Annotated in this window: 18 protein-coding genes, 4 tRNA genes and 1 other RNA gene; 11 read left to right on the forward strand and 12 right to left on the reverse strand. The window is 72.9% G+C overall.

The genetic code is table 11. The features are described from left to right. Positions 1-3: 3 nt before the first annotated feature. The 6 genes from purF to purS all read right to left on the reverse strand — a co-directional run bounded on the left by purF (position 4) and on the right by purS (position 6,498). Positions 4-1,530, reverse strand: a complete 1,527-nt coding sequence (gene purF / locus ACFY3N_RS06890; RefSeq protein ID WP_390815584.1) for an amidophosphoribosyltransferase — start codon at positions 1,528-1,530, stop codon at positions 4-6. 62 nt (positions 1,531-1,592) lie between these two features. Beyond that, a complete protein-coding gene (locus ACFY3N_RS06895) occupies positions 1,593-2,342 on the reverse strand; it encodes an META domain-containing protein (RefSeq protein ID WP_390815585.1) in 750 nt (249 codons plus the stop codon). A gap of 49 nt (positions 2,343-2,391) precedes the next feature. Next, a complete protein-coding gene (locus tag ACFY3N_RS06900; RefSeq protein ID WP_390815586.1) occupies positions 2,392-3,189 on the reverse strand; it encodes a sterol carrier family protein in 798 nt (265 codons plus the stop codon). Between the two features lie 89 nt (positions 3,190-3,278). Then, complete coding sequence (gene purL, locus ACFY3N_RS06905; RefSeq protein WP_390815587.1) at positions 3,279-5,537, reverse strand: phosphoribosylformylglycinamidine synthase subunit PurL; 2,259 nt, start codon at positions 5,535-5,537, stop codon at positions 3,279-3,281. Continuing rightward, positions 5,534-6,238, reverse strand: coding sequence for a phosphoribosylformylglycinamidine synthase subunit PurQ (purQ, locus tag ACFY3N_RS06910; protein ID WP_390815588.1), 705 nt, complete (start codon positions 6,236-6,238; stop codon positions 5,534-5,536). The genes purL and purQ overlap by 4 nt, the downstream gene beginning before the upstream one ends. Then, positions 6,235-6,498, reverse strand: coding sequence for a phosphoribosylformylglycinamidine synthase subunit PurS (purS, locus tag ACFY3N_RS06915; RefSeq protein ID WP_006133353.1), 264 nt, complete (start codon positions 6,496-6,498; stop codon positions 6,235-6,237). Before purS ends, purQ begins: the two co-directional genes overlap by 4 nt. 352 nt (positions 6,499-6,850) lie before the next feature. Here purS and ACFY3N_RS06920 point away from each other — a divergent pair, with 352 nt between their 5' ends. The 8 genes from ACFY3N_RS06920 (at position 6,851) to ACFY3N_RS06955 (ending at position 11,392) form a co-directional block, all read left to right on the forward strand. Beyond that, entirely contained in the window at positions 6,851-7,168 is a 318-nt protein-coding gene (locus ACFY3N_RS06920; RefSeq protein WP_390815589.1) for an Lsr2 family protein, read from the forward strand. Positions 7,169-7,304: 136 nt separating this feature from the next. Next, positions 7,305-7,379, forward strand: a tRNA-Gly gene (locus tag ACFY3N_RS06925). A 77-nt stretch (positions 7,380-7,456) separates the two neighbouring features. Beyond that, positions 7,457-7,529, forward strand: a tRNA-Gly gene (locus ACFY3N_RS06930). Positions 7,530-7,659: 130 nt separating this feature from the next. Then, positions 7,660-8,619, forward strand: a complete 960-nt coding sequence (locus tag ACFY3N_RS06935; protein ID WP_390815590.1) for an ABC transporter ATP-binding protein — start codon at positions 7,660-7,662, stop codon at positions 8,617-8,619. After that, positions 8,616-9,392, forward strand: a complete 777-nt coding sequence (locus ACFY3N_RS06940) for an ABC transporter permease (protein ID WP_390815591.1) — start codon at positions 8,616-8,618, stop codon at positions 9,390-9,392. Before ACFY3N_RS06935 ends, ACFY3N_RS06940 begins: the two co-directional genes overlap by 4 nt. 28 nt (positions 9,393-9,420) lie before the next feature. Continuing rightward, positions 9,421-10,680, forward strand: a complete 1,260-nt coding sequence (locus ACFY3N_RS06945) for a sensor histidine kinase (protein WP_390815592.1) — start codon at positions 9,421-9,423, stop codon at positions 10,678-10,680. Beyond that, positions 10,677-11,297, forward strand: coding sequence for a response regulator (locus ACFY3N_RS06950; RefSeq protein ID WP_390815593.1), 621 nt, complete (start codon positions 10,677-10,679; stop codon positions 11,295-11,297). Before ACFY3N_RS06945 ends, ACFY3N_RS06950 begins: the two co-directional genes overlap by 4 nt. 22 nt (positions 11,298-11,319) lie before the next feature. Next, positions 11,320-11,392, forward strand: a tRNA-Gly gene (locus tag ACFY3N_RS06955). A gap of 44 nt (positions 11,393-11,436) precedes the next feature. On the opposite strand, the gene ACFY3N_RS06960 is transcribed toward ACFY3N_RS06955, so the two are convergent. The 6 genes from ACFY3N_RS06960 to ffs all read right to left on the reverse strand — a co-directional run bounded on the left by ACFY3N_RS06960 (position 11,437) and on the right by ffs (position 19,908). Then, the gene (locus ACFY3N_RS06960; protein WP_390815594.1) at positions 11,437-12,336 is read right to left on the reverse strand and encodes a phosphoribosylaminoimidazolesuccinocarboxamide synthase; all 900 of its coding nucleotides are present in this window, start codon (positions 12,334-12,336) and stop codon (positions 11,437-11,439) included. A gap of 69 nt (positions 12,337-12,405) precedes the next feature. After that, the gene (locus ACFY3N_RS06965; protein ID WP_390815595.1) at positions 12,406-13,929 is read right to left on the reverse strand and encodes a N,N-dimethylformamidase beta subunit family domain-containing protein; all 1,524 of its coding nucleotides are present in this window, start codon (positions 13,927-13,929) and stop codon (positions 12,406-12,408) included. Between the two features lie 231 nt (positions 13,930-14,160). Beyond that, positions 14,161-15,897, reverse strand: a complete 1,737-nt coding sequence (locus tag ACFY3N_RS06970) for a hypothetical protein (RefSeq protein ID WP_390815596.1) — start codon at positions 15,895-15,897, stop codon at positions 14,161-14,163. Positions 15,898-16,188: 291 nt separating this feature from the next. After that, on the reverse strand, positions 16,189-17,442 hold the full coding sequence (gene purD, locus ACFY3N_RS06975; RefSeq protein WP_390815597.1) for a phosphoribosylamine--glycine ligase: 1,254 nt from the start codon (positions 17,440-17,442) through the stop codon (positions 16,189-16,191). An 88-nt stretch (positions 17,443-17,530) separates the two neighbouring features. Then, a complete protein-coding gene (locus tag ACFY3N_RS06980; RefSeq protein WP_390815598.1) occupies positions 17,531-19,762 on the reverse strand; it encodes a DNA polymerase III subunit gamma and tau in 2,232 nt (743 codons plus the stop codon). Positions 19,763-19,809: 47 nt separating this feature from the next. Next, positions 19,810-19,908: signal recognition particle sRNA small type (ffs, locus tag ACFY3N_RS06985), an RNA gene on the reverse strand. Positions 19,909-19,980: 72 nt separating this feature from the next. On the opposite strand from ffs, the gene ACFY3N_RS06990 reads away from it, so the two are divergent. From ACFY3N_RS06990 to ACFY3N_RS07000, 3 genes are all read left to right on the forward strand, one after another. Next, positions 19,981-20,068, forward strand: a tRNA-Ser gene (locus tag ACFY3N_RS06990). 176 nt (positions 20,069-20,244) lie between these two features. Then, on the forward strand, positions 20,245-20,649 hold the full coding sequence (locus ACFY3N_RS06995) for a DUF6153 family protein (RefSeq protein ID WP_390815599.1): 405 nt from the start codon (positions 20,245-20,247) through the stop codon (positions 20,647-20,649). A gap of 118 nt (positions 20,650-20,767) precedes the next feature. Further along, positions 20,768-21,406, forward strand: coding sequence for a DUF305 domain-containing protein (locus ACFY3N_RS07000; RefSeq protein ID WP_390815600.1), 639 nt, complete (start codon positions 20,768-20,770; stop codon positions 21,404-21,406). Positions 21,407-21,457 lie beyond the last annotated feature (51 nt).

Raw genomic sequence — 21,457 nt, forward strand, 5'->3', positions numbered from 1 at the left:
GGCTTACGGGCGGCGGATCGCGTCGACCGAGGCCGGGGCGGCGGTGCCGGCGGCCAGCTCGGTCTCCAGGAGCTGCTTGCCGAGGAGCTCGGGGTCGGGCAGCTCCATCGGGTACTCGCCGTCGAAGCAGGCGCGGCACAGGTTCGGCTTGGCGATGGTGGTCGCCTCGATCATGCCGTCGATGGAGATGTACGACAGGGAGTCGGCGCCGAGCGAGGTGCCGATCTCGTCGATCGTCATGCCGTTGGCGATGAGCTCCGCGCGGGTGGCGAAGTCGATGCCGAAGAAGCAGGGCCACTTCACGGGCGGCGAGGAGATCCGGATGTGGACCTCGGCGGCGCCCGCCTCGCGGAGCATCCGGACCAGGGCGCGCTGGGTGTTGCCGCGCACGATCGAGTCGTCCACGACGACCAGGCGCTTGCCCTTGATGACTTCCTTGAGCGGGTTCAGCTTCAGGCGGATGCCGAGCTGCCGGATGGTCTGCGAGGGCTGGATGAACGTACGTCCGACGTACGCGTTCTTGACCAGGCCGGCGCCGAAGGGGATGCCGGACGCCTCCGCGTAGCCGATGGCGGCCGGGGTGCCGGACTCCGGGGTCGCTATGACCAGGTCGGCCTCGACGGGGGCTTCCTTCGCGAGCCTGCGGCCCATCTCGACGCGCGAGAGGTACACGTTCCGGCCGGCGATGTCGGTGTCCGGGCGGGCCAGGTACACGTACTCGAAGACACAGCCCTTGGGCTTCGCTTCCGCGAACCGGGAGGTGCGCAGCCCGTTCTGGTCGATGGCGACGAACTCGCCCGGCTCGATCTCGCGCACGAAGCTCGCGCCGCAGATGTCGAGGGCGGCGGACTCGGAGGCGACGACCCAGCCGCGCTCCAGGCGGCCGAGGACCAGCGGGCGGATGCCCTGCGGGTCGCGGGCCGCGTACAGGGTGTTCTCGTCCATGAAGACGAGGCTGAAAGCGCCCCTGACCTTGGGGAGGACCGCGTGCGCGGCCTGCTCCACGGTCACCGGCTCGCCGTCGGCAGCGCGCTGGCCGGCCAGCAGGGCGGTGATCAGGTCGGTGTCGTTGGTGGCCGCCACCTTGGGGGCGCGGCCGTTCTCCTTGGGGAGCTCGGCGACCATCTCGGCGAGCTGCGCCGTGTTGACCAGGTTGCCGTTGTGGCCGAGCGCGATGGATCCGTGCGCGGTGGCGCGGAACGTCGGCTGGGCGTTCTCCCACACGGAGGCGCCCGTGGTCGAGTAGCGGGCGTGTCCGACCGCGATATGACCCTGGAGCGAACCGAGAGAGGTCTCGTCGAAGACCTGGGAGACCAGGCCCATGTCCTTGAAGACGAGGATCTGGGAGCCGTTGCTGACCGCGATACCCGCGGATTCCTGGCCCCGATGCTGGAGGGCGTAGAGCCCGAAGTACGTGAGCTTGGCGACCTCTTCGCCCGGAGCCCAGACACCGAAGACGCCACAAGCGTCCTGGGGGCCCTTCTCGCCGGGGAGCAGGTCGTGGTTGAGTCGTCCGTCACCACGTGGCACGCCACCGAGTGTAGGCGAGATCGACCACTGGTCCGAATGCGGGATATGCCCCCGGCCGTGGATCAGCGCTCTGCGACGGCCCGGACACTGGTGCCGTTCTCGCTGGTCAGCGTGAGGGTTCGGCCTTCGATCCGGTAGTCCGCGGTCCCGTCGAACAGCTTCGTCAGCGCCCTCTCGTCGTCCATGAGTGAGTCTTCGCACATCATTCGGGTCAGGGACGGCACCCCGAGGGTGATATGGCCGTCGCGCACGGTGGCGTCGGCGTTCACGTGGTTGCAGCCGAGGCGGCCGGAGACGGTGCCCTCCTTGTCGAAGGTCAGGTGGGCGCGGCCGTCGACGGCGGGGGTGGTGAGGGTCCACCTGGTGCCGTACAGCGGGGCGTCCCCGGCCCTGCTGAGGCGGACGGTGTCGCCGGAACCGGTGGTGAGGGTGAGGCGGTCGTCGTCCACCTCGGACCTCAGGGCGCCGTCGGCGAGGGTGCGGGAGAGGGCCCGTTCGGCGTCCATGGGCTTGTCGTCGCAGGCCATCTCGGTGGACGCGGTGTCGCTGAGCGTGATCCGGTCGCCGTCGACGGCGGCGCCGGCGCCGAAGGTGTTGCAGCCGTAGCTGCCCTCGGCCCGGCCGTCGCCGTCGAGGGTGAGGTGCGCTCCGTCGGGGGCGCGGTGGGTGGTGCCGTCGACGGTGAGGCTGTCGATGCTCCAGCGGACCCCGGTGACCGGCGGCTCCTCGTTGCCGCAGGCCGCCAGGAACGGGACGAGCACGGCGGCGGTGGTCAGGATCGTCATGCGCTGCTTGTGCCTCTGCCTGTACATGCCGATTCGACGGGGGCGGGGAGCGGACGGTTCCCCTTCCTCCCCCGGCTCATCCCAGCAGCGGCAGGTACGGTCCGAGGTCCGCCCGTTCCCCGCTCGCGCTCACCTGCGCCCCGGCCACCGCGTCCTGCCAGGCCGTCCGTCCGCCGGCCAGCCGGATCCAGGTCAGCGGGTCGGTCTCGACGACGTTCGGCGGGGTGCCCCGGGTGTGCCTCGGCCCCTCCACGCACTGCACGACCGCGTACGGCGGGATCCGCACCTCCGTGGAACCGCCGGGGGCCCGCACGGCGAGCGCGTCGGCCAGCAGCCGGGTGCAGGCGGCCAGGGCCTGACGGTCGTACGGGACGTCGAGGCCGGGCACGGCGGCGTTCAGGTCGTCGGTGTGGACGACGAGCTCGACGGTGCGGGTGACGACGTAGTCGGCCAGGGTCAGGGCGCCCGCGCCGGTGGGCAGCAGCCGGCCGCCGGGGGTCCCGTCGAGGCGGGCGGTGAAGCGCTGCTCGGCGTCCGCGAGGTGGGCGTCGAGGTCGGGGTGGTCCGCCGCGAGCCGGCGGGCGGTGCCGGCGATGGCGTCCGCGTCGGCGGCGACGGCCGACGGCCAGTCGGCCGGCCGCCCGTCCTGCCGCGCGGGCGCCGGCTCCGCCAGCAGCCGGTCCACGGCGGTCAGCGCCATGGCGATGTGCGCCACCAGCTCCCGTACGGTCCAGTCGCCGAGCCGTGTCGGCAGCGCGAGCTGCTCGGGGGTGAGGGTGCGCACGGCCGCCCGTACGTTCCCGAACTGCGCCAGTACGGCGGCGCGGGTCCTGGCGGGGTCGTAGGAGCGGGCGCGCTTCTTGGCCGGTGGCATGGCGGAAGCCTATGCGGGGCGACGGCGGGTGCGCCGAAGCCCCCGGCCGGCGGACCGGACGGGGGCTTCGTGCCGCGGGGGCGGGAGGATCAGGCCAGCAGCGCCGGGATCGTGCCCTCGTGGGCCTCGCGCAGTTCGGCGAGGGGGAGCGCGAACTCGCCCTGGAGCTCCACCGCGTCGCCGTCGACGACGCCGACGCGGGTGGCCGGGAGACCGCGCGCGCCGCACATGTCGTTGAAGCGGACCTCCTCCGAGCGCGGCACGGCGACGATCGCGCGGCCGGCCGACTCGGAGAACAGGAAGGTGAAGGCGTCGAGCCCGTCCGGTACGACCAGGCGCGCGCCCTTCTCCCCGAGCAGCGCCGACTCGACCACGGCCTGGATCAGACCGCCGTCCGACAGGTCGTGCGCGGAGTCGATCATGCCGTCCCGGGAGGCGGAGATCAGGATCTCGGCGAGCAGCCGCTCACGCTCCAGGTCGACCTTCGGGGGCAGACCGCCGAGGTGGTCGTGGACGACCTGGGACCAGGCCGAGCCGCCGAACTCCTCACGCGTGTCGCCGAGGAGGTACAGCAGCTGGCCCTCCTCCTGGAAGGCGACCGGCGTGCGGCGGGCCACGTCGTCGATGACGCCCAGCACGGCCACCACGGGCGTGGGGTGGATGGCCGCCTCACCCGTCTGGTTGTAGAGCGAGACGTTGCCGCCGGTCACCGGGGTGCCGAGCTGCCGGCAGCCGTCCGCGAGACCGCGCACGGCCTCCGCGAACTGCCACATGACGGCCGGGTCCTCGGGCGAGCCGAAGTTCAGGCAGTCGGAGACCGCGAGGGGCTTGGCGCCGGTCGTGGCGACGTTGCGGTACGCCTCCGCGAGGGCCAGCTGCGCGCCCGCGTACGGGTCGAGCTTGGCGTAGCGGCCGTTGCCGTCGGTGGCGATCGCGACGCCGAGGCCGGACGCCTCGTCGATGCGGATCATGCCGGAGTCCTCGGGCTGGGCGAGGACGGTGTTGCCCTGCACGAAGCGGTCGTACTGCTGGGTGATCCACTGCTTGGAGGCCTGGTTGGGCGAGCCCACCAGCTTCAGGACCTGGTCCTTCAGCTCCGCGGAGGTCCGCGGACGCGGCAGCTTGTTCGCGTCGTCCGCCTGCAGCTCGTCCTGCCAGGACGGGCGGGCGTACGGGCGCTCGTACGTCGGGCCCTCGTGGGCGACCGTGCGCGGGTCGACGTCGACGATCTTGCCGCCGTGCCAGTAGATCTCCAGGCGGTCGCCGTCGGTCACCTCGCCGATGACGGTGGCGATGACGTCCCACTTGTCGCAGATCTCGAGGAAGCGGTCGACCTTGTCGGGCTCGACGACCGCGCACATGCGCTCCTGCGACTCGCTCATGAGGATCTCCTCGGGCGAGAGCGTGGAGTCGCGCAGCGGGACGTCGTCCAGGGTGACGCGCATGCCGCCGGAGCCGTTGGAGGCCAGCTCGCTGGTGGCGCAGGACAGGCCCGCGGCTCCCAGGTCCTGGATGCCGACGACCAGCTTCTCCTGGAACGCCTCCAGGGTGCACTCGATGAGGAGCTTCTCCTGGAAGGGGTCGCCGACCTGGACGGCGGGGCGCTTGGAGGGCTTGGCGTCGTCGAACGTCTCGCTCGCCAGGATCGAGGCGCCGCCGATGCCGTCGCCGCCGGTGCGGGCGCCGTACAGGATGACCTTGTTGCCCGCGCCGGACGCCTTGGCGAGGTGGATGTCCTCGTGCCGCATGACGCCGATGGCGCCGGCGTTGACCAGCGGGTTGCCCTGGTAGCAGGCGTCGAAGACGACCTCGCCGCCGATGTTGGGCAGGCCCAGGCAGTTGCCGTAGCCGCCGATGCCGGCGACGACGCCGGGCAGGACGCGCTTGGTGTCCGGGTGGTCCGCGGCGCCGAAGCGCAGGGGGTCCACGACGGCGACCGGGCGGGCGCCCATCGCGATGATGTCGCGGACGATGCCGCCCACGCCGGTGGCCGCGCCCTGGTAGGGCTCGACGTACGACGGGTGGTTGTGCGACTCGACCTTGAAGGTGACCGCGTAACCCTGGCCGACGTCGACGACGCCGGCGTTCTCGCCGATGCCGACGAGCAGGGCGTCGCTCTCGGGGGCCTTCTCGCCGAACTGGCGGAGGTGGACCTTGGAGGACTTGTACGAGCAGTGCTCGGACCACATGACGGAGTACATGGCGAGTTCGGCGCCGGTCGGGCGGCGGCCGAGGATCTCCACCACCCGCTCGTACTCGTCCTTCTTCAGGCCCAGCTCGGCCCAGGGCAGCTCGACGTCGGGGGTCGCGGCCGCGTGCTCGACCGTGTCCAGAGGCGTCCGGCTCATGCGTTGACCAGCTTCTTGAGGATCGAGGTGAAGAACGGCAGGCCGTCGGTACGGCCCGTACCGATCAGCGGCTCGACGGCGTGCTCGGGGTGCGGCATCAGGCCGACGACGTTGCCCGCCGCGTTGGTGATGCCGGCGATGTCGTTGAGCGAGCCGTTGGGGTTGCCGCATCCATCAGCGGCTTCGCCGCGGACCACGTAGCGGAACGCGACGCGGCCCTCGGCCTCCAGCTCGTCCAGCGTCCGCCGGTCGGCGACGTAGCGGCCGTCCATGTTCTTCAGCGGGATGTGGATCTCCTGGCCGGCCGTGTAGTCGGCGGTCCAGGCGGTGTCCGCGTTCTCCACCCGCAGCTTCTGGTCGCGGCAGATGAAGTGCAGGTGGTCGTTGCCCAGCATGCCGCCGGGGAGCAGGTGCGCCTCGGTGAGGATCTGGAAGCCGTTGCAGATGCCGAGGACGGGGAGTCCGGCCCTGGCCTGGTCGATGACGGTGTCCATCACCGGCGAGAAGCGCGCGATGGCGCCGGCCCGCAGATAGTCGCCGTAGGAGAAGCCGCCGCAGAGCACCACGGCGTCGACCTGCTTGAGGTCCTTGTCCTTGTGCCAGAGGGCGACGGGTTCGGCGCCGGCGACGCGGATCGCGCGCTGGGTGTCCCGGTCGTCCAGGCTGCCCGGGAAAGTGACGACGCCAATACGAGCGGTCACTTCGCGGCCTCCGCGACTTCCTCGACCCGCACGGTGAAGTCCTCGATCACGGTGTTGGCGAGGAAGGATTCCGCAAGATCGTGGATACGGGCGAGCGCGGCCTCGTCGACCGGCCCGTCAACTTCCAGTTCGAATCGCTTTCCCTGACGGACGTCCGAGATCCCTTCGAAACCCAGTCGCGGCAGTGCGCGCTGCACCGCCTGGCCCTGGGGGTCGAGGATCTCCGGCTTGAGCATGACGTCGACTACGACGCGTGCCACTGGCACTCCCGGTGTGTGGTGCTGAGCAGGTTCCTTCAGACTACCCGCACAAAATTTCTACGCGGGTAGAGTTGTAGGAATCTACGTGATCGCCATCACGATTCGGCATCGCGGGGAGACTCCAAGGAAAAGATCCGGGAAAGATCTCCGTTTGCCCGCACATCCCTATTGCGCCCCGGACACGCGGACGGATTAAGTCGGGCTTCACATTTCATTGCCGGGCACTGTACAAATGAATTGTCATTAGCAGATACTTTGCCCGATTACAGCGGACAGCCGACATCTCGGCGATGTCCCGGCACGTCATCACGGACGTCCGGACGAGAGGTGTCGCACGAAGGGACCGATATTCGTGGCGCAGAAGGTCGTGGTCACTCTCTTTGACGACATCGACGGCTCGGAAGCGGCGGAGACGATCGCCTTCGGACTGGACGGCACGTCGTACGAGATCGACCTCAACGAGACCAATGCCAGGAAACTGCGGCAGGCCCTCGAGCCCTACGTGGACGCCGGCCGCAAGCGGTCACGCTCCGGCAGGGCCTACCGGCAGACGGAGGTCGCCCCGGACCCGGCGGCCGTCCGCGCCTGGGCCCAGGCCAACCAGATGGACGTCCCCGCGCGCGGACGGATCCCCAAGAAGGTCTACGAGGCGTTCGCCGCGGCGCGGTGAGCCGGCCGGGTGGCCCGCCCCGAAGGCCGGTCACCCGCCCCCCGCGGAAACCGACTTGCGCAGCACCCCCGCTGATCGGCTAGAGTCTGGAACACGCCGAGGGGCAAGGCCGAAAGGCCCCGCTCACGGAGTACTTGCGGGTGTAGTTCAGTAGTAGAACATCCCCCTTCCAGGGGGAAGGCGCAGTGTGCAATTCCTGTCACCCGCTCCACACCGCCGTACCGATCACCCTCGGGGATCGGGTAGGCTGGTGCCAGCGCCGATCGGTGAGAGCCGGTCGGAGGCAATGCGGACGTAGCTCAGTTGGTAGAGCGCAACCTTGCCAAGGTTGAGGTCGCGAGTTCGAGCCTCGTCGTCCGCTCTGGATCAAGGCCCCGGTCATCGACCGGGGCCTTTGCCGTGTCCGTCGCGCACGGCCGTCTGACATTTGTCATGCCCCGTGATGACAGCCCGCACTGCCGGGCCGCCCCGGCCGCCGGGATGCTCGGAGCATGGAAGCGGACGAACACGAACACGTGATTGAGGTCACCGGCCTGCGACGTGTCTACGGGGGCGGGTTCGAAGCGGTGCGCGGGATCGACTTCTCCGTACGGCGCGGAGAGGTCTTCGCCCTGCTGGGCACCAACGGCGCCGGCAAGACCTCCACCGTCGAACTGCTGGAGGGGCTCGCCGCTCCGGCCGGCGGGCGGGTCCGGGTGCTCGGCCACGATCCGTACACCGACCGCGCCGTCGTACGGCCCCGCACCGGCGTGATGCTCCAGGAAGGCGGATTCCCCTCCGAGTTGACCGTCGCCGAGACCGCCCGGATGTGGGCGGGGTGCGTCAGCGGGGCCCGCCCCGAGCGGGAGGTGCTGGCGCTGGTCGGGCTGGAGGCGAAGGCCGGCGTCCGGGTGAAGCAGCTCTCCGGGGGCCAGCGGCGCCGCCTGGACCTGGCGCTCGCGCTGCTCGGCGACCCCGAGGTGCTCTTCCTCGACGAACCCACCACCGGGCTCGACGCCGAAGGCCGCCGGGACACCTGGGAGCTGGTGGACGCGCTGCGCGACGGCGGTACGACCGTGCTGCTCACCACGCACTACCTGGAGGAGGCCGAGAACCTCGCCGACCGGCTCGCGATCATGCACGACGGGCGCATCGCCGTCACCGGCACCCCGGCCGAGGTGACCGCCGCCGAGCCGTCCCGGATCACCTTCGAACTGCCCGAGGGCTACTTCGTGGGAGACCTGCCGCCCCTCGCCGCACTGGGCGTGAGCGACCACACGGTCGACGGCCGGACCGTCCGGCTGCGCACCCGCGAACTGCAGCGGGCGGCCACCGGACTGCTGGTGTGGGCGCAGGGCGCCGGGGTGGAACTGCACCGGCTGGACGTGCGGTCGGCCTCCCTTGAGGAGGCGTTCCTCGGGATCGCCAAGGACGCGTCGGCGGGGACGACGGCGAAGGAGCACGCGGCATGAGCACCACCACGACCACACCGGTGGGCCGGATGACCTCTCTCGCCCGCGCCGAACTGACGCTGTTGGGGCGGAGCAAGGGCACGCTCGTCGCCGCGCTCTTCGTACCGCTGGTGCTGCCGCTGAGCGTGCGGTCGGCGGCCGAGGAGATGGACCTCGCCGGGGCGGGACTGACCCCCGGCACCGTCGTACTGCCCGCCGCCGTCGGCTTCTCCCTGCTGTTCGCCGTGTACACCGCCCTCGTCGGCGTCTTCGTCGTCCGCCGCGAGGAACTCGTCCTCAAGCGGCTGCGCACGGGCGAGCTGCGGGACGCCGAGATCCTCGGCGGGTCCGCGATGCCGGCCGTCCTCACCGGGCTGGTGCAGTGCCTGGTGCTGACCGCGGCCTGTGCGGTGCTGCTGGACATGTCCGCGCCGTCCGCGCCGCATCTGGCCGTCCTGGGCCTGCTGTTGGGGCTCGTGATGTGCGCCGCGCTCGCGGCGGTCACCGCGGGTTTCACCCGGACCGGCGAGAGCGCGCAGGTCACCCCGATGCCGCTGACGATCGTCTCGATGCTCGGCTCCGGCATGTTCGTCCCGCTGGAGCTGTTCCCCGACCGGCTGGCCTCCTTCTGCGAACTGCTGCCGCTGACCCCGGTCGTCACCCTGGTGCGCGGCGGCTGGACCGGCGGCCTGTCGGCCTACGAGGCCCTGGGCGCCCTCACGACGGCGGTGGCCTGGACCCTGTCGGCGGTGTTTGCTGTACGGCGGTGGTTCCGCTGGGAGCCGAGGCACTGACGTGCGCGAGGGCGGGGAGACACGGGAGATGGGCGGGCCGGACGGCTGGTGGGGACGCAAGAGCACACCGGCGAAGGTCGAGACGTACACGCGGTGGTCGTTCCACTCGTTCGCGCTGATCGAGTTCGTGTGCGCGAGCGGTCCGGTGATCGGCCGGGTGGGACCGCGGCTGGGGGTGCTGCTGATGTCCCTGGCGGCCGTGCACAGCGTGTTCTGTGCCGTGGCCGCCTCCCGCGCCCTGGACTGGCTGCGCGGCGGGCGTGAGCAGCCCGTCCGGACGCTGTGGGGACTCGGTGCCACCACCGCCGTGCTGGGCGTCGCCGCTCTCCTCGTCGCCGAGCACGGACCCGCCGGTGAGAGCGTCGACGGAGCGGCCGGCGGGGTCTACGCGATCGTGATGGTCTTCGGCACCGGCGCGCTCGCCATCGGCGTCCGCGGCCGGCGGCGGGTGTCCGCCTGTGTGACCGGCTTCGCGGCGGGCACTGCGGCGGTCTCCCTCGCCCTCGGCATGCCCGTCGCCGTCGCGCTGGTCACCGCCCTGGTGGTGCTGGCCGGCGGCGGCTTCTTCGCCTTCACCTACCTCTTCTCCGTCTGGCTGCTCAACGCCGTCTACCAACTGGACGAGGCCCGCGAGACCCGCGCCCGGCTCGCCGTCGCCGAGGAGCGGCTGCGGTTCGGGCGGGACCTGCACGACGTGATGGGCCGCAACCTCGCGGTGATCGCGCTGAAGAGCGAACTGGCCGTACAACTGGCCCAGCGGGAACGGCCGGAGGCCGTGACGCAGATGGTCGAGGTGCAGCGCGTCGCGCACGAGACGCAGCGGGAGCTGCGGGAGGTCGTGCGCGGTTACCGGGAGGCCGATCTGGCCGGTGAGCTCGGCGGCGCCCAGGGCGTGCTGACGGCGGCCGGCATCGACTGCGTGGTCACCGGGCCGACGGCCGGGCTGCCGGCCCCGGTGCAGTCCGCCCTCGGCTGGGTCGTACGGGAGGCGGCGACGAACGTCCTGCGGCACGGGGACGCGCGGCGGTGCACGGTGGGGGTGCGGGTGCTGCGGGGGCGTGTGGTGCTGACGGTGGAGAACGACGGGGCGCCGGACGGCGCCGTCCCGGGCCGGGGGTCCGGGCTCGTCGGGCTGCGGGAGCGGTTGGCGGAGATCGGCGGGACCCTGCGGGCCGGGCCCGCGGGGGACGGCCTGTTCCGGCTGACGGCCGAGGTCCCGCTGCCGTCGGACGCCGGACAGTCCGCCGCCGTGCCCGCCCCCCGCTCCGTGAACGAGGTCACCTCATGACGTCACCGAGACCCCTGCGCCTGCTGCTCGCCGACGACGAACACCTGATCCGGGGCGCGCTCGTCGCGCTGCTGTCGCTCGAGGACGATCTGACGGTCGTCGCCGAGGCGGCCTCCGGGCCGGAGGCGCTGGCGATGGCCCGGGCGCACACTCCCGACGTCGCCGTACTGGACCTGCAGATGCCCGGCGCGGACGGTGTGAAGGTCGCCACATCCCTGCGGGCGGAACTGCCCGACTGCCGGGTGCTGATCGTGACCGGTCACGGGCGGCCCGGGCATCTGAAGCGGGCGCTCGCGGCGGGTGTGCGCGGGTTCGTCCCCAAGACCGTCAGCGCCCAGCGCCTCGCGGAGATCATCCGCACGGTGCACGCGGGAAACCGTTACGTCGACCCCGAGTTGGCCGCCGACGCGATCGCCGCCGGTGACTCCCCGCTGACCGCGCGCGAGGCCGAGGTGCTGGAGCTGGCGGCGGACGGGGCGCCCGTGGCGGAGATCGCGGAGCGGGCCGCGCTGTCCCAGGGGACCGTGCGGAACTACCTCTCCTCGGCCGTCTCGAAGCTCGGGGCGGAGAACCGGCATGCGGCGGTCCGTCTCGCACGGGAGCGAGGTTGGGTATAGTGGGTCTCGCGCCACGGCGCATGCGAACGTAGCTCAGTTGGTAGAGCGCAACCTTGCCAAGGTTGAGGTCGCGAGTTCGAACCTCGTCGTTCGCTCAGGATCAAGGCCCCGGTCATCGACCGGGGCCTTCGTCGTGCGCTCAGCTCCAGGCGGTGCCGGTGAGACGCTCGTACGCCTCCACGTACTTGGCGCGGGTGGCGTCCACGATGTGCTCCGGCAGCGGCGGCGGGGGCTGCTCGCTCCGGCGGTCCCAGCCCGACTCGGCGGAGGTCAGCCAGTCCCGCACGAACTGCTTGTCGTACGACGGCTGCGCGCGGCCCGGCTCCCACTGCTCGGCCGGCCAGAAGCGGGAGGAGTCCGGGGTGAGCACCTCGTCCGCGATGACCAGCCGCTCGCCGTCGAAGCCGAACTCGAACTTGGTGTCCGCGAGGATGATCCCCCGGTCGCGGGCGATGTCCCGGGCGCGGGAGTACGCGGCGAGGGTCGCCTGGCGCAGCTGGGCGGCGGTCTCCGCGCCGACCTGGCGGGCGACCTCCTCGTAGGAGACGTTCTCGTCGTGCTCGCCGACGGCGGCCTTGGTGGCCGGGGTGAAGATCGGGGCGGGCAGTTCGGAGCCGTCCACCAGGCCCTCGGGGAGGGCGAGGCCGCAGACCGTACGGGACTCGTCGTACTCGACCAGGCCCGAGCCGGTGAGGTAGCCGCGGGCCACGCACTCCACCGGGACCATGTTCAGGGACTTGCAGACCAGGGTGCGGCCCGCCCAGTCGGCGGGGGCGCCGGCCGGGACCCCGGTGCTCAGGACGTGGTGCGGGAGCAGGTCGGCGAGCTGGTCGAACCACCACAGGGAGAGCTGGGTGAGGATCCGGCCCTTGTCGGGGATCTCGGTCGGCAGCACCCAGTCGTAGGCGGAGATGCGGTCGCTGGCGACCATCACGAGGTCGCCCGCCTCGCTCCGGTACAGCTCGCGCACCTTGCCGGTGTGCAGGTGCACCAGACCCGGAACCTGGATCGGCTCGGGCTTTTCGACGAATCCGGACACGGTTCCTCCCCGTGGTTCTGTCTGAATACGTCGATTCTCCCGTACGGGGCGAACGGCCGCGGCCCGGGGTCAGTCGCGTTTGCAGATGCGGTCCAGGAGGTTGGCGGTGGCGCGCTGGACGCGGGGGTCGGTGTGGCCCGGGCGGTCCAGGGCCGGGGACCAGGCGAAGGTGCCGGAGGCGAAGACCCAGGCGCCGGAGGGGGCCCGGTAGAGGGACGTCTCCTGGTGGCGGCGGACGCCCCGGCGGTCGGTGTACGGGGAGTGGGCGAGCAGGACGCGCTCCTCGTGCGCGGGCAGCGGGGTGCGCGGGTGGTAGCGGTCGGCCTCGGCCGCGACCATGCCCTCGATGCCGTCGCCCTCGTGCGCGCCGGTCCCCTCCCACATCCAGTGGCCGGCGTTGCGGACGATCAGCGGGTGCGGCTGCGGGACGGGGCCGGCGTACTGGACGCCGAGCAGCTGCTGCTCGGCGCGGTCCTGCTCCCGCCACAGCGCGGGTCTGCCCGGACCCCGGCGCTTGCGGCAGGTCAGCAGGCGGGCGGGGCCGGACGGGGAGGGAGCGAGCTCCACCTGCCAGTACATGGTGTTGGCGGAGAGGAAGACGAGGGACGTGCCGTGCTCACGGGCGTGTTCCACGGCGGTGCGCATGGGCACCGACCAGTACTCGTCGTGGCCGGGGAAGACCAGGCCCCGGTAGCGGGTGGGGTCGATCCGGCCGGCGTGCAGGTCGCGGGCGTCGGCGTAGGCGAGGTCGTAGCCGTAGCGCTCGACCCAGCGGATGACGTCGTAGGCGTGGCCGACGTGCAGCGGGAGGCCGGCGCCCGCGTACGGGCGGTCGAAGGAGACGGTGGTGGCGGCGTCGTCCTCGCCGAGCAGCCGGCCCTGCTCGTCCCAGGCGTGGTAGAGGCTCGCGCCGGTGCGGCCGTCCTCCGGATAGAGGTTGTACGCCTGCCAGGTCACGTCGGGCAGGACCAGGAGGAGGTCGGCCGGGCGGTTGTCGCGGACGGTGAACGGGATGTGCGAGCGGTAGCCGTCGGCGGTGGTGAGGACGGCGACGTACGCGCCGACGCTCCAGTACGACGGGATCGGTAACCGCCAGGACAGCCACCAGTGGTGGCAGGAGACGGTGCGGTCGGCGGTGAGCGGCGCGGGCTGCACGATGCCGGAGAGACGGGGGCTGGAGGTGATCTTGGTGGCGCCGTGGCCGCCGTAGTGGCCGATGCGGTAGACGTCGACGTCGAACGGCTGGGGCGGGTCGACGGTGATGCGGAAGTCGATGGACTCACCGGGGGCGACCGCGCCGGTGGAGGCGAAGCCCTTGATCTGGCGGCGCACGTCGTCGGCGGCGCGGGGCCCGACCGAGCCGGAGGCGCGGGGGGCGGGGATCCTGGGCCCGCCCTGCCGCGGGACGCGGACGGCGGCCCGTTCCGGACCGGCGTACGGATCCGGGTCCACGTACCAGGGGACGACCTGGCCGCTGTCGCCGAAGTACGTCTCGCTGCCGCGCAGCCACGGGAGGGGGCCCTGTCCGAAGGGGTCGTTCACGGCGTGCGCCCGTGCTCCCGACTCCCAGCGGCGGATCTGTTCCGAACCCATGATCGCTCCCCTCCCTCGTGCCCCCGTCGCGGTGCGGTGCGTGGTGCTGTCCGGCAGTCGCCTGACGGATGATGCCTGCCGTCAGTTATGTGCTTGTCGTATGTCGCGCGCTCTTGCCAGTGGTCGCGAACGGTCCAAGCACATCACATGACGCGCGCACTCCGTCACCATTCGTTTTGAATTGACCGAAAGCGGAAGGGTGAGCTCCGGGCGGGAGGCGGGGAGTACGGCTCAGACGAGCCGTACGGGCTTCTCGGGCCGTATGCCCTGCCGGGTCAGCCACAGCCGGAGGGCCGCGGGGTCGCCGTCCTCGATGAGGGCCAGGATCCGGGGGGAGAGGTCCGTGGCCCGTGCACCGCCGAGGAGGAGCGTGGGCCCGTCGAGCCAGTCGAGTCCGGGGACGGCGCCCGCGGTGTCCATCGCCGCGCAGCAGACCATCGCCGTGAGGTGATCGGCGAGCAGCTCACGGGCGGTGCGCGGGGGCCGGAGCGGGAAGAGGGGGAGCGCGCGGTCGTCCCGGAGCGACGCGGGGTCGGTGCCCTGCGGGGCGGGGACGGAGGTCGCGGCGGCCTCCTCACGGGCCAGCTCGGCGGTGAGCCGGGCGGCGAGGGCGGCGCTGCGGGGGGTGGCGCCGGTCAGGTCCTCGTCGTCCTCCGCGGCGGGCGGGGCGGGTTCCGCCGGCGGGGGCGGTGAGGTCGTCAGGTGGGCGAGGACCCGGGAGAGGGTGGGACCGTCGGGGGCCGGGGGCTCACCGGGGGCCGGGGGGACGCGGAGGGCGTCCAGGACGCGGTGGAGGCGGGCGGCGTCGGTGCGCCACTTGCGGTCGACGACCTCCTCCGGATAGTCGCCCCAGTGGACCGGGGACCAGTCCGGACCGGTCCGTGCGGGCCCGCCGTGGAAGAGGCGGGCGGCGAGGAGCGAGGCGGCCTCGTCCACCGTGCCGGGCTCTTCCAGCAGGTCGCAGGCGGGGCGCTCGCCGAGACGGGAGGCGAAGCCCTCCGCCAGCCGGTCCCGGCGGGACAGCTCGGTCAGCGCCGCCACCACCCCGGCGTTGAGCCGTGAGGGCCAGCGGCCCATCCGCCAGGCCGGCAGCGCGACCCGGGTGAGCAGCCGGTCCCAGCCCGCGTACGCCAGACCCACCTGCTCCTGGGCGACGATCCGCAGCCCGTAGTCCACGGTCTGCGCGCGCTCGGCCGCCGCCGCGGCGACTCCGCGCTCCATCTCGGCGGCGTGCCCCCGGCAGCCGCGCAGCAGCAGGCGGGTGACCCAGCCGACGCCCGCGAGCACCCCGTGGGCCACCGGTCCCCGGCGGGGTGCCGAGGTCACGGCCACCGCGGCGTCCAGCCCTTGCACGAAGCGCCGGGCGGCGGCTATGTCCGGGTGCGCCGACGGTCCCGTACCGGCGACGACCGGGGCGAGGACCGCGCGCAGCTCGCCCACGCGCATCCACCACAGGAACGGGGAGCCGATCACCAGCACGGGCGCGGCGGCCCCGCCGCGGGCGGGCCGTCCCGCACCGGACGCGCCGCCGTGCTCCCCGGCGGGCGGAGGGCCGTGGGCCGGGTGGGTGCGGTCCTCCAGCCAGCTGTCGCAGTCCGGGGTGAGCGCTATCGCGGAGGGGGCGGGGACGTCGAGCCGGTCGGCGAGGTCCCGCACCATCCGGTACAGGTCCGGGGCCGCGTCCTCGGCGATCGGGACCGTGGGGCTCATGGCGGGCCGGGCCCGCGCGACGACCAGGGCGACACCGGCGGCGGCGAGCAGGACCAGCACCGCGACCGGCGTGAGCAGCCGGCGGACGAGGTCCCAGCCGCCGCCCGGCAGATGGCCGGTGGACCCGCCGACGAGCAGGATCACGGCGGCGGCGGCCGGCAGCAGCGCGACGGCCAGCGCCCGGCTGCGCACGCGCAGCACGGCCAGCGCGTGCGACCGCGCGCTCTGCGCGCCCGCCCCCGCTCCGCTTCCGCTCATGGCCCGACCTCATCCCCTCCCGGCGGTCCTGACGCTGTCCCGGCGTTGCCCACTCCCCCACTGTGGCACCCGCCACCGACATCGCAATGCCGATGGGCCAAGTGCCGGAACGCTTGCGCGGCACCATAGTTGGGGCCCCGGCTGTCGTCAGCCGGATGGCGTATCGCTCACCCGATGGAATGGCTTTGGGGAAAGGTGGACGACGGACGGCAAGGGTCAGGCCCCGGATCCTGAGACGGATCCGGGGCCTGTGGGGTTCATCCGCACCGGGAGGCGGCCCGGCGCGTCCGGCTACGCCTCCCGCGCCGCCTTCGCCGCGATGTCCGTACGGTGCCGGGAGCCGTCGAGGCCGATGCGGGACACCGCGCGGTAGGCGCGGTCGCGGGCCTCGGTGAGGTCCTTGCCGGTCGCCGTGACGGACAGCACGCGCCCGCCCGCGCTGACGATCGCGTCGCCGTCCCGCTTCGTCCCCGCGTGCAGCACGTACGCGTGCGGGGCGTCCTGGGCGGCGACCTCGTCCAGGCCGGTGATCGGGTCGCCCGTGCGCGGGGTGCCGGGGTAGTTGTGCGAGGCGACGACCACGGTGACCGCGGCCTCGTCGCTCCAGCGCGTCGGCTCCAGGTGGGCGAGGTTGCCGGTGGCGGCGGCCATCAGCAGACCGCCCAGCGGGGTCTTCAGCCGGGCCAGGACCACCTGGGTCTCGGGGTCGCCGAAGCGGGCGTTGAACTCGATCACGCGGACACCGCGCGAGGTGATCGCCAGACCGGCGTAGAGCAGCCCGGAGAACGGGGTGCCACGGCGCCGCATCTCGTCCACGGTCGGCTGGAGCACCGTCTCCACGACCTCGTCGACCAGCTTGGGGTCGGCCCACGGCAGCGGGGAGTAGGCCCCCATGCCGCCGGTGTTCGGGCCCTGGTCGCCGTCCAGCGCGCGCTTGAAGTCCTGGGCGGGCTGGAGCGGTACGACCGTCTCGCCGTCGGTGATCGCGAAGAGGGACACCTCGGGGCCGTCGAGGAACTCCTCGACGACCACGCGCTCACAGCCTCCGGCGTGCGCCCGGGCCGCCTCGACGTCGTCGGTGACGACGACGCCCTTGCCGGCCGCGAGCCCGTCGTCCTTGACGACGTACGGGGCGCCGAACGCGCTGAGGGCCGCGTCGACCTCCTCGGGCGTCGTGCAGACGTAACTGCGGGCGGTGGGCACGCCGGCCCCCGCCATGACGTCCTTCGCGAAGGCCTTGGAGCCCTCGAGCCGCGCGGCCTCCCCGGACGGGCCGAAGACCGGGATGCCCGCGTCGCGCACGGCGTCGGCGACACCGGCGACGAGGGGCGCCTCCGGGCCGACCACCACGAGGTCCGCGCCGAGCCGGGTGGCCAGCGCGGACACGGCCGCGCCGTCGAGGGCGTCGACCTGGTGCAGCTCGGCCACCTCGGCGATGCCGGCGTTGCCGGGGGCGCAGTGCAGCGCGGTGACGTCGGGGTCGAGGGACAGGGAGCGGCACAGGGCGTGTTCGCGGGCGCCGCTGCCGATGACGAGGACCTTCACGGGGTCAGCCTAACGGCAGCCGGCGGATTCGCTTTGTGCGGGCTTCCGAAGGGGTGGGCGGACGCCGTTCGTGCGTTCCTCCGAAGACCTAGTCGTTCGTGAGCTCCTCGACGACCGTCGCGCCCAGCTCGCGGACGAGCAGTTCCTGCCCGGAGAGGGCGGACTCGTCCAGGTCGGGGTCGTCGTCCTCGGGAACGTCGTCCTCCGGCGAGACGGGGGGCGGCGGTTCCGGGGCGGACGGGCGGGGAGCCGGGGCCGGGGCGGACGCGGGGGCCGCCGGGACGCCCGCCGTCGGCCGCGCGGGCGCGGCGGCCGGGGCGCCCGTCTGGGGAGCGGGGGGCCGCTGGCCGCCCGCGCCACCGGTACCGGTGGCGCCGTACCCGCCGCCACCGCCGTATCCACCGCCGACGGGTGGCCCGGCCGGGGCCGGGGCCGTCATGCCCCCGCCGCCGGCCGGGTCGACGACCGCCTCGATCTTCCACTGCACGTTGAACTGCTCGGCCAGCGCCTGACGCAGTACGTCCTCGCTGCCGCTGCTGAGGAAGTTGTCCCGCGCCCCGGCGTTCACGAAGCCGATCTGGAGCGTCGTGCCGTCGAAGCCGGTCACCTGGGCGTTCTGGCTGAGCAGGATCCAGGTGAAGCGACGGCGGTTCTTGACCGTCTCCAGGATGTTCGGCCAGAGCATGCGGGGGTCGAGCCCGCCACCCCCACCGCCCGGGGGCGCGGACGCCGTCCGGGGGGCAGGTGCGGAGGCGGGGGCGGGAGCGGGGGCTCCGGCCGGGGCCGGGGCGGGCGCCGGGGGCTGGGCCCCGCCCGCCGGGGCGGCCGTGGGCCAGCCGCCCGGCCGACGGCCGCCACCGGCGGAGGCGGCGGTGGGCCAGGCACCGGGGGCGCCGGCCGCGGGCGGAGCGCCGGACGGCGCCGGGGCGGGCGCCGGGGGCTGCTGAGCCGGCGCGGCGGGAGGGGCCGGCGGCACGGGAGCGGGCGGTACGGGAGCGGGCGGTGCGGGGGCCGGACCGGGCGCCCGTACCGCGGCCCGGGCGGCGGCGGGGCCGCCTCCCGGCTCGACGGAGCCCTGCCCCGGCGCTCCCCCGTGGACCTCCGGCCCGGGGACGTACGCCGCGGCGGGCACACCGGCGCCGGCGCCGCCCGCGGAGAAGTTCACCCCGCGCTCGATCCGGTCCAGCCGGGCCATGACCGAGCGCTCGTCGCCGTAGGCGGCGGGCAGCAGCACGCGCGCGCAGATCAGCTCGAGCTGGAGGCGCGGCGAGCCGGCGCCGCGCATCTCGGTGAGCCCCTGGTTGACGAGGTCGGCGGCGCGGCTCAGCTCGGCGGCCCCGAAGGTGCCGGCCTGGGCCTGCATCCGCTCGATCACGTCGGCGGGGGCGTCGATGAGCCCCTTCTCCGCGGCATCGGGAACGGCGGCGAGGATGACGAGGTCCCGCAGCCGCTCCAGCAGGTCCGCGACGAACCTGCGCGGATCGTTGCCGCCCTCGATCACCCGGTCGACGACCTCGAAGGCGGCGGCGCCGTCACCGGTCGCGAAGGCCTCGACGACGGAGTCGAGCAGCGAGCCGTCCGTGTACCCCAGCAGGGAGGTGGCCATGGCGTACGTCACACCGTCCTCGCCCGCGCCGGCGAGGAGCTGGTCCATGACGGACATCGAGTCACGCACGGACCCGGCGCCGGCCCGCACGACGAGCGGCAGCACGCCCTCCTCGACCGGGATGTCCTCCTTCCCGCACACCTCGCCGAGGTACTCCCGCAGCGTGCCGGGCGGCACCAGCCGGAACGGGTAGTGGTGCGTGCGCGACCGGATGGTCCCGATGACCTTCTCCGGCTCGGTGGTCGCGAAGATGAACTTCAGATGCTCCGGGGGCTCCTCGACGACCTTGAGCAGCGCGTTGAAACCGGCCGACGTGACCATGTGGGCCTCGTCGATGATGTAGATCTTGTACCGGCTGCCCGCGGGCCCGAAGAAGGCCTTCTCGCGCAGGTCACGGGCGTCGTCCACACCACCGTGGGAAGCGGCGTCGATCTCGATGACGTCGATCGAACCGGGTCCGTTGCGCGCGAGGTCCCGGCAGGACTGGCACTCCCCGCACGGCGTCGGGGTCGGGCCCTGCTCGCAGTTCAGGCAGCGCGCCAGGATCCGCGCGCTGGTCGTCTTGCCGCATCCGCGCGGACCGCTGAACAGGTACGCGTGATTGACCCGGTTGTTCCGCAACGCCTGCTGCAACGGGTCGGTGACATGCTCCTGCCCGATGACCTCGGCGAACGACTCCGGGCGATAACGGCGGTACAGCGCGAGAGACGACACGCATACGAGGTTATAGGCGCCCACCGACAACCGGACCGGACGCCCGGAACGCAAGCGCCCCCCACGCACCCGCCAGAGCCGACCTACCCTTGCTGCCTTCCGGCCCTGGGGGAGTTCAGTCAGATAGCGCCGCGTGAGGGGCTAAGCAGAGGTTACCCCATGTCGCGGGCGAGGAACGAGTTCGCGAGCACTCCCCTCGGTCATGTAATGTTCCCACCGGAGGATTCGCCTAGAGGCCTAGGGCGCACGCTTGGAAAGCGTGTTGGGGGCAACCCCTCACGAGTTCGAATCTCGTATCCTCCGCCAGTGCCTCACCGGGCACGTTGTCGAAGGGCCCCACCGCTTGCGGTGGGGCCCTTCGACATGCCCCGGTTTCAGTCGGCGTCATCGGACGCGGGTGGACCGGCGCGGACGCGTCGCCGGTCCGGGACCGAGCGCCCGCCCGTCCGCCGAGGACGACGGTCTTCCGTACCATGGACGCCGTGACAGTCCGTGCGCAGTCTCACCGCGCGCCCTCACCACCGAGGTGGTGGCCGGCGCTGCTGGTGCTCGGGCTGCTGGTCGGGTTGTTCGGCATGCACGGCCTGGCACCGGGCGGGACCACCGCCGCCACGGGGCATCACTCCTCCCCCGCCGCGCACACGGACCTGGCGGTCATGAGTGCCGAGTCCGTCTGTGATCACGACGACGGCGGCGGACACGCACAGCACGCCGACCCGACGTGTGCCTCCGGTGCCGTCGGGGCGGGACCGGCTCTTCCCGCGCTCCTCCCCGATCCCGTCGGCCGGGCGGGTTCGCCGGTGAGCGGCCTGCGGTCCATGGCCGCCGGGCCGGAGGGCGGGCGCGCTCCTCCCTCGCTCGCCGAGTTGCAACTCCTGCGGATATAGGACGAGGCCCCGCCGTGTCCGCCGCTGCCGCGTGCGCCGCGGCCGGCAGGTGCACGGCCCTCAGCCATGTCCCGCGCCCTTCGGCGCGCTCCCCCCTCCGCACCGCAGGAGTTCACGCATGACCAGCACTCGTTCACTCATCCGTCGCGCCGGCCTCGTCGCCACGGCCGTCGCCGCCTCGCTCGTCCTCGCCGCCTGCGGCGGCGACGGCGGGTCCGACAGCGGATCGGCCGCGCAGACGTCGGCCTCGGCCGGTGCCGAGGACACCGCCGGCGCCCACAACGACCAGGACGTCGACTTCGCGCAGGGCATGATCCCGCACCACCAGCAGGCCCTCCAGATGGCGCGGATGGCCGCCGCCCAGGCGTCCTCCGCCGAGGTCAAGGACCTGGCCGCGCGCATCGAGAAGGCCCAGGACCCGGAGATCGAGACGATGTCCGGCTGGCTGGAGGCGTGGGGTGAGGACGTGCCCTCCTCCATGCCGGGCATGGACCACGGCATGGACCACTCCGGCGGCTCCGACATGCCCGGGATGATGGACACCGAGGACATGGACCAGCTGATGGACACGTCCGGCAAGGACTTCGACACGATGTTCCTGACCATGATGGTCGAACACCACGAGGGTGCCGTGGAGATGGCCACCACCGAGAAGGAGAAGGGCCGGTACGGGCCGGCCAGGAAGATGGCCGACGACATCATCACCGCGCAGAACGCCGAGATCGAGGAGATGAACGAACTCCTCGGCAAGAGCTGACGACACCCGCACCGGGGGGCCGGGCCCGCGTCCGCGCAGCCCGGCCCCCGT

The sequence above is a fragment of the Streptomyces sp. NPDC000348 genome (genome assembly GCF_042898795.1).
In the GTDB taxonomy this organism is placed as follows: Bacteria; Actinomycetota; Actinomycetes; order Streptomycetales; family Streptomycetaceae; genus Streptomyces.